Below are 12,745 nucleotides of genomic sequence, written 5' to 3'. Positions count from 1 at the left end.
CTCGCGGTGATTCAGCGTCGTCAGACGGTCTCGAGCTTGTAGCCCTCCTCGCCGTGCACGACCGTGTCGATGCCGGCGATCTCGTCCTCGTTCTTGACGCGGAAGCCGATGGTCTTCTGGATGGCCCAGCCGATCGCGTAGCTCAGCACGAACGAGAACGCCATGACCGTGAAGGCCGCGATCGCCTGCACCATCAGCTGCGTGGCGTCGCCGCTGTAGATGAGGCCGGTGCCGTTGGCGAAGAAGCCGAGGTAGAGCGTTCCGATGAGGCCGCCGACGAGGTGGATGCCCACGACGTCGAGCGAGTCGTCGAAGCCGAACTTGAACTTCAGGTCGATCGCGAGCGCGCAGATGGCGCCGGCCACGAGGCCGAGCACGATCGCCCAGAACGGCGTCAGCGAGGCGCAGGCCGGAGTGATCGCCACGAGACCCGCGACGGCACCGGATGCCGCACCCACCGAGGTGGGCTTGCCGTCGCGCACCTTCTCGACGACGAGCCAGGCGAGGAGCGCTGCGGCGGGCGCCGCGATGGTGTTGACGAAGGCGAGCGCGGCGGTGCCATCGGCGGCGAGCTCGGAGCCGGCGTTGAAGCCGAACCAGCCGAACCACAGGAGACCGGCGCCGAGGAGGACGAACGGCGGGTTGTGTGGCACGTGGGCGCCCTTCTGGAAGCCGACCCGCTTGCCCAGCACAAGGGCGAGCGCGAGGGCGGCCGCACCGGCGTTGATGTGCACCGCAGTGCCGCCGGCGAAGTCGATGGCGCCGACACCGAACGCCTCCTGCATGCCGTAGGTGATCCAGCCGCCGTCGGTGAACGCGAGGGTCTCGGGGTCGAGCGTGAAGTTGAACACCCAGCTGGCCACCGGGAAGTAGACGAGGGTCGCCCACACGCCGGCGAAGATCATCCACGCGCCGAACTTCGCGCGGTCGGCGATGGCGCCCGAGATGAGCGCGACGGTGATGATCGCGAAGGTCGCCTGGAAGGCCACGAACGCAAGCGGCGGGAACGCGGCATCCTCGGGCGTCTCGAGGAGCCCGGCGAGGCCGAGGTTGGCCACGTCGATGCCGACGAGGCCGTCGATCCCGAGGTAGCCGTCGGTGCCGCCGTTGGCGAATGCGATCGCATAGCCGAAGAGCACCCAGAGCACGCCGATGAGGCCCATCGCGCCGAAGCTCATCATCATCATGCTGATGACGCTCTTCGCCTTGACGAGTCCGCCGTAGAAGAATGCGAGTCCTGGCGTCATGAGCAGCACGAGCGCTGCGGCAATCAGTATGAACGCGGTGTTGCCTTGATCCATCTCGAACCTCTCTCGGGAATCAGGTGGGGGATCCTGTTCGCCAAGTTTCACGAGGTGACGTTTCGAGCGGCTCCGTCTCACGTTTCGGTGTTGTTACGTCGTCGGCGCTCATGTAAACAGCGCGTTTCGGGACGCGGTGGAACGGGTGGGAATGACGGATGCCGCGGCCGCGCGTCAGTCGTGCGGAGGCAGTTCGCCCGTGGTGAGCGCGATCATGCGGCTCATGGCCCGCAGGTACTTCTTGCGGTAGCCGCCGGCCATCATCTCGTCGTCGAAGACGCGGTCGAGGGGTACGCCGCTCGAGACGATGGGCACCTCGGCGTCGTACACGCGGTCGATGAATGCAACGAGCCGGAGCGCCGCGTTCTGGTCGCTGAGTTCGTGCACGCCCTGCAGGGCGATGATCTCGAGTCCATCGATGAGCTTGATGTACTTCGACGGGTGCACGGTGGCGAGGTGGGCCATGAGGTCGTCGAACCGGTCGAGCGACACCCGGTGGCCGCGTTCGGCGAGCGCATCGGCGGCATGGGCCACGGCCGCATCGTCGGCGAGCGCCTCGGCGTGCCCTTCGGTGTCGCGCCGGCGGTAGTCGAGCCCGTCGATGCGGAGCGTCTCGAAGTTCGCGGCGAGCGCGTGGATCTCGCGCAGGAAGTCGGAGGCTGCGAAGCGCCCCTCGCCGAGTGCGTTCGGCGGGGTGTTGCTGGTGGCCGCGACGCGCGTGCCGCCCGCCATGAGCTCGCCGAGGAATCGCGTCATGAGCATCGTGTCGCCCGGGTCGTCGAGCTCGAACTCGTCGATGCAGATGAGGCGGGCGCCGCGGAGGAGTTCGACGGCCTGCGCGTAGCCGAGGGCGCCCACGAGGGCCGTGTACTCGATGAAGGTGCCGAAGTACTTGGGCCCGTGCGCGACGTGCCAGAGTGCGGCGAGGAGGTGGGTCTTGCCGACGCCGAAGCCGCCGTCGAGGTAGACGCCCGGCAGCTCGATGCGCGCGGGACGCTTCCGCGAGAAGAATCCGCCCGGCCGCTGTGCGGCACGCCATGCGCCCGCGAACTCCTTGAGGCGGTCGAGCGCGGCTTGCTGCGACGGATGGTCGGGGTCGGGCCGGTACGACTCGAACGAGGCGTGCTCGAACTGCGGCGGCGGAATGAGCTCCGACGCGATCTCGTCGGCCGAGATCGACGGGTTCCGTTCGACGAGTCGGACGAGGGCGTGGCGCGAGGCCGTGGTCATGGTGGAGGGGCTCCCGTGTTGCACCGGATGTCGGGCATGCTGACTTCCACCCGCACGCCGCGTAGATTCGAGGTGGACAGGTCACCAGCCTAGTCCGCTCCCCGCATACCCCCGTCCGACCGGACGATCCCTGGAGGTTCCATGTCCGCCGAGTTCGACTCCGCAGCCAAGTTCGCCGAGTACGCGCACCCCGAGCGCCTCGTCAGCACCGAATGGCTGGCCGAACACCTCGGTCAACCGGGGCTCGTCGTGGTGGAGTCCGACGAGGACGTGCTGCTCTACGAGACCGGGCACATCCCCGGCGCCGTCAAGATCGACTGGCACACCGAGCTCAACGACCCCGTCGTGCGCGACTACGTGAACGGCGAGCAGTTCGCCGCACTCCTCGGCTCGAAGGGCATCGCCCGCGACACGACGGTCGTCATCTACGGCGACAAGAACAACTGGTGGGCCGCCTACGCGCTGTGGGTGTTCACGCTGTTCGGCCACGAGGACGTGCGTCTCCTCGATGGCGGCCGCGACCTGTGGATCGCCGAGGGCCGACCGATCACGACCGAACCCCCGGTGGTGCGGCCCGTCGAGTACCCGGTGGTCGAGCGCGACGACTCCCGCGTGCGTGCCTTCAAGGACGACGTGCTCGCAAACCTCGGCAAATTGCCGCTCATCGACGTGCGCTCCCCCGAGGAGTACACGGGTGAGCGAACCCACATGCCGGCGTACCCCGATGAGGGCGCGCTGCGCGGCGGGCACATTCCGACCGCGGCATCCGTTCCCTGGGCTCGGGCTGCCGCCCCCGATGGCACCTTCAAGCCGCGCGAGGAGCTCGACGCGATCTACCGCGACGAGGCCGGCCTCGGTGAGGCCGACGACGTGATCGCGTACTGCCGCATCGGCGAGCGCTCGAGCCACACCTGGTTCGTGCTCACGCACCTGCTCGGCTTCGAGAAGGTGCGCAACTACGACGGCTCGTGGACCGAGTGGGGCAGCGCCGTGCGCGTGCCCATCGTCACCGGCCCCGAGCGCGGCGAGCTCCCCACGCGCTGATGGTTCGACGACGTCGGGCGGGCTCACGGCCATCGGTGGGAGAATGGACCGGATGGATGCCACGACCCTCCCCGCCCGACTCGCCGAGACCCGCGAGGACTTCCTCGCGCTCGGCGTGAAGGACCGCCTGCAGCTGCTGCTGGAGTTCTCGAACGAACTCCCCGACCTGCCCGAACGGTACGCCGACCACCCCGACCTGCTCGAACGTGTCGTGGAGTGCCAGTCGCCGGTCTACATCTTCGTCGAGCTCGATGACGACGCGCGGGTGCACATGCACGCGACCGCCCCCGCGGAGTCGCCGACGACTCGCGGATTCGCGTCGATCCTCGCCCAGGGCCTCGAAGGACTCACAGCCGACGAGGTGTTCGCCGTCCCCGACGACTACCCGCAGTCGCTCGGACTCGGCGAAGCGGTGTCGCCGCTCCGGGTGCGCGGTATGACGGGCATGCTCGGGCGAGCCAAGCGTCAGCTCCGCGAGCGCGTCGCGGGGGCCTAACCGGCGATCTCGGCCTCCTCGCCGATCCGCTCGGGCGACTCCGAGCTGCGCTCGAGCCATCCGCGCACGAGCCTCGTCCAGCGCTCGGGGTCGTGGTTCCACAGCTTCGTGTGACGGGCGCCCTCGAACACCTCGAACTCGATGAGGTCGGGGCGCGCTTCGGCGAGGCGACGCGACCCGTCGATGGGCACGAAGCCGTCGTCTTCGCTGTGCATGAGCAGCATCGGTACGTCGAACTCATCCGCGCGGGCGACGGGGTCGAGTTCGGTCACGTCGATGGGCGCTGCAAGCCCGGTGAGTCCGCCGCTCCATGGCCCGCCGATGAGGCGAGAGACGACGTCGCCGAGGCCGCGCGGGAGCCCGAGTGCCTCGCCCTGGAACCGGAGGATGTCGATCCAGTCGATCGCCGGTGAATCGAGCACGACGCCCACGAGACGATCGCGCACCGCGGGCGCGCGCAGGATCGACTGCAGGACGATGGCGCCGCCCATCGACCAGCCCATGAGCACGATGCGCTCGGCGCCGTGCTCACGCGCGTAGTGCACGGCCGACACCACGTCGGCCCACTCGGTGCCGCCGAGACCGTAGCGCCGATCCTCGCTCTCGGGTGCCTCCCCGTCATTGCGGTAGGAGATGAGGAGCGTCGTCCACCCGACCTCGTGCGCGGGCGACACGGCGCGGAGTCCCTCCTGCCGTTTCGCACCGCGGCCGTGCACCTGGATGATCCACCGGTCGGTGGCACCGTCGGCGGGCACCACCCACGCCGGGGCGGGACCCAGCGGCGTGTCGACGACGACGTTCTCGTAGGGCAGCCCGAGTTCCCACGGGCCCAGGTGGTAGAAGCCGTTGATGCGACCGCGTTCGGCGCGCTCGAGCCGGCCGAAGTCCACCCGCTCGATGCGCCGGCGAACATGGCGTGCGTTCTCGTCGATGACCTCACCGAGGCGAGCATGACCGGACTCGCGCTCGAACCAGAGTCCGTAGCGGCCACGCATGCGCGACTCGTCGGATGCCGCGAGCACGATCTCGCCGCGCGGCAGGTCGACGGAGGTGATCCGCACATCCTCCTCGCGCACCATCGGGGGGATGACGACCTTCCTGGCGAATCGCACCACCGTGATCGCCGCGACCGCGGCCATGCCGGCTGCGAGTAGCGCGGCCGCCCCGGCGGCCAATCCCACGGTGTCGCGAACTCCCGCACGTCGACTCATCCGCACCCCTTCCCGTGAAGCGATCCCGTCTGCACGGCGCGTGCGGCGTGCCGCCCGCATCCGCTCCACCGGAGACTCTAGTCTGCACACGTGCCCGACTCCGCGACGCATCAGCCACCCGAGTTCGAGGCCGCGCTCGAATCGCTGCGTGCGGCCTCGCCACGGCCTGAGCTGCGCATCTCGGAGATCCCCGCACCCGGCTCGCTCGCGCCGTTCGCGGTGGCATTGTCGGCGGATGTCTCGCCCAGCCGCCACGGCGACGACTCCGATCTCGGCACGGGCCGCTTCGTGCTGCTCTACGACCCCGACGAGCCCGAGGCGTGGGGCGGCCGCTTCCGCGTCGTCTGCTTCGCCCAGGCTCCGCTCGAGACCGACATCGGCCTCGACCCGTTCCTGGCGGATGTCGCATGGTCCTGGCTCGTCGACGCGCTCGACGCGCGGGGAGCGCGCTACATCGCGGCATCCGGAACCGCGACCAAGATCCTCTCGACGGGATTCGGCGAGCTCGCCCGGCAGGGCGACGGCGCCCAGATCGAGTTGCGCGCCTCCTGGACCCCGCTCGACGCCGCAGCAGGCCCCCATGTGGAAGGCTGGGGAGAGTTGTTGTGCATGCTCGCAGGACTGCCGCCCCGATCCGAGGGGGTGACCGCCCTGCCGCGACGGAGGAACAAGCGTGGATGAGTTCCGGGTGATCACCTCGCCCGCCGAGTTCGGCGATGCCGTTGGACGGCTCGCCGAAGGAGAAGGACCGGTCGCCGTCGATGCCGAGCGGGCGAGCGGGTTCCGGTACTCCCAGCGGGCGTACCTCATCCAGATGTATCGCCGCGGTGCCGGCACGTTCCTCTTCGATCCGCCCGAGATCCCCGACTTCTCCGAGCTGCAGTCGGCGCTCCGCCCCGAGGAATGGGTGCTGCACGCCGCCAGCCAGGACCTCGCGTGCCTCCGTGAAGTGGGCCTCGATCCCGAGCGCATCTTCGACACCGAGCTCGGAGCACGCCTACTCGGGATGCCGCGGGTCGGCCTCGCCTCGGTCGTCGAGGAACTGCTCGGCGTCAAGCTCGCGAAGGAGCACTCCGCATCCGACTGGTCGACGCGGCCGCTCCCCCAGTCGTGGCTGCAGTACGCCGCACTCGACGTGGAACTCCTCGTCGACGTGCGCGACAAGCTCGTCGAGCGCTTGGACGAGAGCGGCAAGGCCGACCTCGCCCGGCAGGAGTTCGAGGCCGTGCTGCACCGCGAGGCGAAGCCGCCGGCGGCCGAGCCCTGGCGTCGACTCTCGGGCATCCACGGTGTGCGCGGCCCGCGCAACCTCGCCGTGGCCCGCGAGCTCTGGCTTGCGCGCGACGCCCGCGCCGCGGAGCTCGACGTCGCTCCGGGACGCATGGTGCCCGACGCGGCGATCCTCGCCGTGGCGAAGGCGTTGCCGCAGAGCCGACGCGCCCTCGCCGACCTGCGCGAGTTCACCGGGCGCGCGAGTCGCACCGAGCTCGATCGCTGGTGGGCGGCCGTCGCCCGCGGGCTCGCGACGACCGACCTGCCCGCCGTGCGGGTGCCGACCGACGCCCCGCCGCCGCCGCGAGCGTGGGCGATGCGCAATCCCGAGGCCGACGCACGGCTCCGGCTGGCCCGTCAGGCCGTCGCCGAGGTCGCCGAGGGCCTCGAGATGCCCGTCGAGAACGTGCTGACGCCCGATCACCTGCGTCGTCTCGCCTGGTCACCGCCCCGCGAGACCAGCGTCGAAGCGATCGGTGCGGCCCTCGAGCGACTCGGCGCCCGGCCGTGGCAGGTTGACGCAACCGCACAGACGATCACCGATGCCTTTGTCGACGCGGAACAATCCCTCCAAGACGCGATCCACGGGGCTTCGTAGGTTCCGTCAAGCGATTCCGCCGCCTGCGAGGGCCTCCATAGGATCGACACATCCTGACCGATACGAGGGAGCTGCAGCGTGGCTGAACGAGCTGAAGTCGTGTTCGTCGACGGGGTCCGTACCCCGTTCGGACGAGCCGGCGAGAAGGGCATGTACTGGAACACGAGGGCTGATGACCTCGTGGTGAAGGCGATCGTCGGATTGCTGGAACGCAACCCGAGCGTGCCGAAGGATCGCATCGACGACGTCGCGATCGCCGCCACCACGCAGACGGGCGACCAGGGTCTCACCATCGGGCGTTCCGCGGCGATCCTCGCCGGCATCCCGAAGTCGGTGCCGGGCTTCGCCATCGACCGCATGTGCGCGGGGGCCATGACGGCCGCCGCGATGATGTCGAGCTCGATCGGGTTCGGCATGTACGACCTCGCGATCGCCGGTGGCGTCGAGCACATGGGCCACCACCCGATGGGGTCGGGTGTCGACCCGAACCCGCGCTTCGTGAGCGAGAAGCTCGTCGGCGAGGACGCCCTCGTCATGGGCGCGACCGCCGAGCGCATCCACGACCGGTTCCCGCAGCTCACGAAGGAGCGCAGCGACCGATACGCGCTCGGGAGCCAGCAGAAGACCGCCGCCGCATACGAGGCGGGCAAGATCCAGCGCGATCTCGTGCACGTTGCGATCCGCACCGACGAGGGCTGGGGTCTCGCCACGCGTGACGAGGTCATGCGACCCGAGACCACGATGGAGGGCCTCGGCGGGTTGAAGACGCCGTTCCGGCCCCACGGACGTGTCACCGCCGGCAACGCGTCCGGGCTCAACGACGGCGCCACAGCCGCGATGCTCGCGTCTGGCGCGCTCGCGAAGGAACTCGGACTCACCCCCAAGATGAAGCTCGTGAGCTTCGCCTTCGCCGGCGTCGACCCCGAGATCATGGGCATCGGCCCGATTCCGGCGACCGAGAAGGCGCTCCGCAAGGCGGGCCTGAAGATCGACGACATCGACCTCTTCGAGATCAACGAGGCCTTCGCCGTGCAGGTGCTCTCGTTCCTCGACCACTACGGCATCGACGACGAGGATCCGCGGATCAACCCGTGGGGCGGCGCCATCGCGGTCGGCCACCCGCTCGCCTCGTCGGGCGTGCGCCTCATGAACCAGCTCGCGAGCCAGTTCGCCGAACGTCCCGACGTGCGCTACGGCATGACGACCATGTGCGTCGGCCTCGGACAGGGCGGCACGATGATCTGGGAGAACCCCAACTACTCGCGCAAGGCAGCGAAGAAGGCCTGAGGACGACCACGATGACCGACTACACCACGATCGACTTCGAGCCGCTCGCGGCGCTCTCCGGAGACGAGGTCGTCACGCACTCCCACGTGCGCGAGGTACCCCTCTCGGGCGGGGGCATCCTCGCCCTCGTGACCCTCGACAACGGACGCGACCACACCCGGCCGAACACCCTCGGCCCCGTGTCGCTGCTCGAGTACGCGAAGACGCTCGACGGGCTGAAGGCGCGTGCCGCCGCCGGCGAGATCCACGCCGTCGCCGTCACCGGCAAGCCCTTCATCCTCGCCGCGGGCGCCGACCTCTCGAAGGTCGCCGAGATCCCCGACCGCGAGGTCGCACTGCGCATGGGGCAGCTGGGTCACTACGCGCTCGGCAAGGTGTCGGAGCTCGGCGTGCCCTCGTTCGTGTTCATCAACGGCCTCGCCCTCGGCGGCGGCCTCGAGATCGCGCTGAACGCCGACTATCGCACGGTGGATGCCTCGGTGCCCGCCGTCGCACTGCCCGAGGTGTTCCTCGGCCTCATCCCGGGCTGGGGCGGCGCCTACCTCCTGCCGAACCTCATCGGCATCGAGAACGCCCTCAAGGTCGTGATCGAGAACCCGCTGAAGCAGAACCGCACCCTCAAGGCCGATGACGTGCTCGAACTCGGCATCGCCGACGCGCTCTTCCCGTCGGTGACCTTCCTCGAGAGCTCGATCCGCTGGGCCGACGACGTGATCTCGGGGCGCGTGAAGGTGAAGCGCCCGAATGAGCCCGGCAAGCTGGAGCGGCTCGTGAAGTGGGACGCCGCCATCGGCATCGCCACCAAGATGCTGCGCAGCCGCATCGGTTCCGTGCCGAAGTCCCCCTACGTCGCCCTCGAGCTGCTCAAGGCGGCGAAGTCGGGCACGAAGGCCGAGGGCTTCGAACGCGAGGACGAGGCGTTGGCCGACCTCATCGTCGGTGACCAGCTCCACGCATCCGTCTACGCCTTCAACCTGGTGCAGAAGCGCGCCAAGCGGCCGGCAGGCGCGCCCGACAAGGCCCTGGCGAAGCCCGTCACCAAGGTGGGCGTGCTCGGCGCCGGGTACATGGCCAGCCAGCTCGCGTTGCTGTTCGTGCGCCGGCTGCAGGTGCCCGTCGTGATCACCGACATCGACCAGGAGCGCGTCGACAAGGGCGTTGGCTACATCTCCGACGAGGTCGACAAGCTGCTCGAGAAGGGCCGCGTCTCCCCCGACGAGGCGAACCGCCTGAAGGCGCTCGTCACGGGCACCACCGAGAAGGCCGACTTCGCCGACTGCGACTGGGTCATCGAGGCCGTGTTCGAAGAGCTCGAGATCAAGCAGCAGGTGTTCGCCGAGGTGGAGCCGTTCCTCTCCCCCGAGGCCGTGATCGCCACGAACACGTCATCGCTCTCAGTCGAGCAGATCGGCGCGAAGCTCGCGCACCCCGAGCGCGTCGTGGGCTTCCACTTCTTCACGCCCGTGGCTGTGATGCCGCTCATCGAGGTCGTGAAGACCCCGGCGACGGATGACGCGACCCTCTCGACCGCGATGGTGACCGCCGCGAAGCTGAAGAAGACCGCGGTCATCACCGCGGACGCCCCCGGCTTCGTCGTGAATCGCCTCTTGGCCGTGCTGCTCGGCGAGGCGATGCGCGCGGTCGACGAGGGCACGTCGTTCGCGACGGTCGACGAGGCGATCGCGCCGCTCGGCCTGCCGATGCCGCCGTCGCAGCTGCTCGACCTCGTGGGCCTCAAGGTGGGCGCGCACGTGCTCGACACGCACCACGCGGCGTTCCCCGACCGGTTCTACCGCTCGGAGAACCTGCACCGCCTCGCCGAGTACGGAAAGCTCCTCGACAAGGACGACAAGGGCAAGGTCAAGGGCTTCGACAAGGGCGCGCTGAAGCTCGTCTCGGGCGGATCCAACCCGTCGACGCCCGAGGAGATCCTCGTGCGCCTGGAGGACGGCCTCGCTCGCGAGGCGAAGTTGATGCTCGACGACGGTGTCGTGGCCGAGGCGGAGGACCTCGACCTCTGCATGATCCTCGGCGCGGGCTTCCCGTTCCAGATGGGCGGCGTGACGCCGTACCTCGACCGCGTGGGCGCATCCGAGCGGGTCTTCGGCGACACGTTCCACCACCCGCCGGTCGCAGGGCCGGGCGCGTAGCAGCCGACGCGAATGCGGCCCCCGGCGGACTCGAGTCCGCCGGGGGCCGCTTCGTCGCTTGGGGCGTGCCGGCGTCGTCGACGCGTCAGCGCGGCCTGATGCCGTGCTGCGAGCCGGCCTCGCTCGACACGCGCTCGAGCCCCGCGCCGCGGGCGTGCGGCAGCTTCGACCCGAGCACCATGGCCGTCACGTCGCGGGCGATGTGCTGCGGGGTGAGACCGACGCGCTCGAGGATGTCGCCGCGGGACCCGTGCTCGAGGAACTCGTCGGGCAGGCCGATCTCGGTGACGGCGGTGTCGACGCCGGCCTCGCGCAGGTCCTGGCGAATGCGCGTGCCGATGCCGCCGACCCGGATGCCGTCTTCGAGGCTCACGACGATCCGGTGCTCGCGGGCGAAGTCGACCACGCTCGCGGGCACCGGAACGACCCAACGCGGGTCGACGACCGTCGCACCGATGCCCTGGGCCTCCAGACGCTGGGCGACCTCGAGGCCGATGCCCGCCATGGGCCCGACCGTCACGAGCAGGACGTCTTTACGCGTCGACTCGGCGAGCACGTCCACGCCGTCGGGCGTGCGGCGCACGGCCTCGTAGTCGACACCCACGGTGCCCTTGGGGAACCGCAGCACGGTGGGCCCGTCATCGACGACGACGGCCTCGGCGAGCTCCTCCGCGAGGCGGATGGAGTCGCGCGGCGCGGCGATTCTGATGCCGGGCACCACTTGGAGGATCGAGAGATCCCACACGCCGTGGTGGCTCGGTCCGTCGGGGCCGGTGACGCCGGCGCGATCGAGCACGAACGTCACCCCGGCCTTGTGCAGGGCGACATCCATGAGCACCTGGTCGAACGCACGGTTGATGAACGTCGCGTAGACCGCGACGACGGGATGCAGGCCGCCGAACGCGAGCCCGGCCGCGGAGGTGGCGGCGTGCTGCTCGGCGATGCCGACGTCGAAGACGCGACTCGGGAACCGTTCGGCCATGCGGTGCAGCCCGGTGGGGCGCAGCATCGCGGCGGTGATGCCGACGAGCCGCTCGTTGTGCTCGGCCAGGCGCACGAGCTCGTCGGCGAACACGCCCGTCCACGACGGTGACGACGACGACTCGAGCGACTCTCCCGTCTCGGGGTCGATCTGGCCGACCGCGTGGAACTGGTCGGCGATGTCGTTGCGGGCCGGCTCGTAGCCGCGGCCCTTGTCGGTGATGGCGTGCACGATGACGGGCGCGCCGTAGTCCTTGGCCTGCCGGAGCGCCTCCTCCATGGCGCGCTCGTCGTGGCCGTCGATCGGGCCGATGTACTTGATGTCGAGGTTGGAGTACAGCGCCTCGTTGTTCGTGAACCGGCTGAGGAACCCGTGCAGGCCGCCGCGGACGCCGCGATAGAAGGCCCGTGCCGGCGCGCCCATGCGGTCGAAGGCCGCGCGGCTCGAGAGGTGCAGGGCGCGATAGGTCTGCTTCGTGCGCACCGAGTTCAGGAACCGCGCCATGCCGCCGATGGTGGGCGCGTACGATCGGCCGTTGTCGTTCACGACCACGATGAGCCGACGCGTGTTGTCGTCGGAGATGTTGTTGAGCGCCTCCCACGTCATGCCCCCGGTGAGGGCGCCGTCGCCCACGACGGCGACGACGTGACGGTCGTCCTGTCCGGTCATCTCGAAGGCCTTCGAGATGCCGTCGGCCCACGACAGCGAGCTCGAGGCGTGCGAGCTCTCGACGATGTCGTGCTCGGATTCGGAGCGCTGCGGGTAGCCGGCGAGCCCGCCGGTCTGGCGGAGCGTCGAGAGGTCCTTGCGACCCGTGAGCAGCTTGTGCACGTACGACTGATGGCCGGTGTCGAACACGATGGCGTCGCGCGGCGAGTCGAACACGCGGTGGATCGCGATGGTCATCTCGACGACGCCGAGATTCGGGCCCAGGTGCCCGCCGGTCTTCGAGACGGATGCCACGAGGTACTCGCGTACCTCACGTGCCAGCTGCTCGAGCTGCTCGTGGTCCAGCGCATCGAGATCGCGTGGGCCTGAGATCGTCTCGAGAAGGGTCATTGGTGGCGCCTCCGGGTGCTCGCGACGGGTGCCGCGGATCGAATCGAGTCTACGCCGGGCATTCTGGGAGGCCGGGCAGAGTTCGGGGCGATCGGCGAAGTGCCGACCGCCCCGA

10 protein-coding genes are annotated in these 12,745 nt (G+C 69.6%); 6 read left to right on the top strand and 4 right to left on the bottom strand.

Annotated elements, in window-relative coordinates; genetic code table 11:
• Positions 1-20: 20 nt before the first annotated feature.
• Both AB0K73_RS05935 and zapE read right to left on the bottom strand, forming a co-directional pair.
• Complete coding sequence (locus tag AB0K73_RS05935) at positions 21-1,301, bottom strand: ammonium transporter (RefSeq protein WP_360511603.1); 1,281 nt, start codon at positions 1,299-1,301, stop codon at positions 21-23.
• 174 nt (positions 1,302-1,475) lie between these two features.
• Complete coding sequence (gene zapE / locus AB0K73_RS05930; RefSeq protein WP_360511601.1) at positions 1,476-2,531, bottom strand: cell division protein ZapE; 1,056 nt, start codon at positions 2,529-2,531, stop codon at positions 1,476-1,478.
• Positions 2,532-2,672: 141 nt separating this feature from the next.
• On the opposite strand from zapE, the gene AB0K73_RS05925 reads away from it, so the two are divergent.
• Both AB0K73_RS05925 and AB0K73_RS05920 read left to right on the top strand, forming a co-directional pair.
• Positions 2,673-3,575, top strand: a complete 903-nt coding sequence (locus tag AB0K73_RS05925; protein ID WP_360511599.1) for a sulfurtransferase — start codon at positions 2,673-2,675, stop codon at positions 3,573-3,575.
• A 52-nt stretch (positions 3,576-3,627) separates the two neighbouring features.
• Positions 3,628-4,071 (top strand): SufE family protein, encoded by a 444-nt coding sequence (locus tag AB0K73_RS05920; RefSeq protein WP_360511597.1) that lies wholly within the window; start codon positions 3,628-3,630, stop codon positions 4,069-4,071.
• On the opposite strand, the gene AB0K73_RS05915 is transcribed toward AB0K73_RS05920, so the two are convergent.
• Positions 4,068-5,282: an alpha/beta fold hydrolase gene (locus AB0K73_RS05915; protein WP_360511595.1), complete on the bottom strand. Its 1,215-nt coding sequence runs from the start codon at positions 5,280-5,282 to the stop codon at positions 4,068-4,070. The two genes, AB0K73_RS05920 and AB0K73_RS05915, sit on opposite strands and share 4 nt — an antisense overlap.
• 90 nt (positions 5,283-5,372) lie before the next feature.
• Between AB0K73_RS05915 and AB0K73_RS05910 the strand changes: the two genes are divergently transcribed.
• The 4 genes from AB0K73_RS05910 (at position 5,373) to AB0K73_RS05895 (ending at position 10,589) form a co-directional block, all read left to right on the top strand.
• A complete protein-coding gene (locus AB0K73_RS05910; protein WP_360511593.1) occupies positions 5,373-5,963 on the top strand; it encodes a DUF3000 domain-containing protein in 591 nt (196 codons plus the stop codon).
• A complete protein-coding gene (locus tag AB0K73_RS05905) occupies positions 5,956-7,152 on the top strand; it encodes a ribonuclease D (protein WP_360511591.1) in 1,197 nt (398 codons plus the stop codon). The genes AB0K73_RS05910 and AB0K73_RS05905 overlap by 8 nt, the downstream gene beginning before the upstream one ends.
• Before the next feature lie 78 nt (positions 7,153-7,230).
• Positions 7,231-8,439, top strand: coding sequence for an acetyl-CoA C-acyltransferase (locus AB0K73_RS05900; RefSeq protein WP_360511589.1), 1,209 nt, complete (start codon positions 7,231-7,233; stop codon positions 8,437-8,439).
• A gap of 11 nt (positions 8,440-8,450) precedes the next feature.
• Complete coding sequence (locus tag AB0K73_RS05895) at positions 8,451-10,589, top strand: 3-hydroxyacyl-CoA dehydrogenase NAD-binding domain-containing protein (protein ID WP_360511587.1); 2,139 nt, start codon at positions 8,451-8,453, stop codon at positions 10,587-10,589.
• A gap of 85 nt (positions 10,590-10,674) precedes the next feature.
• Here AB0K73_RS05895 and dxs read toward each other — a convergent pair whose 3' ends face one another.
• Positions 10,675-12,630 (bottom strand): 1-deoxy-D-xylulose-5-phosphate synthase, encoded by a 1,956-nt coding sequence (dxs, locus tag AB0K73_RS05890; RefSeq protein ID WP_360511585.1) that lies wholly within the window; start codon positions 12,628-12,630, stop codon positions 10,675-10,677.
• Positions 12,631-12,745 lie beyond the last annotated feature (115 nt).

The sequence above is a fragment of the Agromyces sp. NPDC052230 genome, from assembly GCF_040679595.1.
Lineage (GTDB): Bacteria > Actinomycetota > Actinomycetes > Actinomycetales > Microbacteriaceae > Agromyces.
The sequence above is the reverse complement of the archived record's forward strand: the minus strand, read 5'-3'. Positions and strand labels throughout refer to the sequence as shown.

Coding starts and splice junctions, on each gene's coding strand:
- AB0K73_RS05935 (WP_360511603.1), bottom strand. CDS start 1,301: ATGGATCAAGGCAACACCGCGTTCATACTGATTGCCGCAGCGCTCGTG.
- AB0K73_RS05915 (WP_360511595.1), bottom strand. CDS start 5,282: ATGAGTCGACGTGCGGGAGTTCGCGACACCGTGGGATTGGCCGCCGGG.
- AB0K73_RS05895 (WP_360511587.1), top strand. CDS start 8,451: ATGACCGACTACACCACGATCGACTTCGAGCCGCTCGCGGCGCTCTCC.
- AB0K73_RS05925 (WP_360511599.1), top strand. CDS start 2,673: ATGTCCGCCGAGTTCGACTCCGCAGCCAAGTTCGCCGAGTACGCGCAC.
- dxs (WP_360511585.1), bottom strand. CDS start 12,630: ATGACCCTTCTCGAGACGATCTCAGGCCCACGCGATCTCGATGCGCTG.
- zapE (WP_360511601.1), bottom strand. CDS start 2,531: ATGACCACGGCCTCGCGCCACGCCCTCGTCCGACTCGTCGAACGGAAC.
- AB0K73_RS05920 (WP_360511597.1), top strand. CDS start 3,628: ATGGATGCCACGACCCTCCCCGCCCGACTCGCCGAGACCCGCGAGGAC.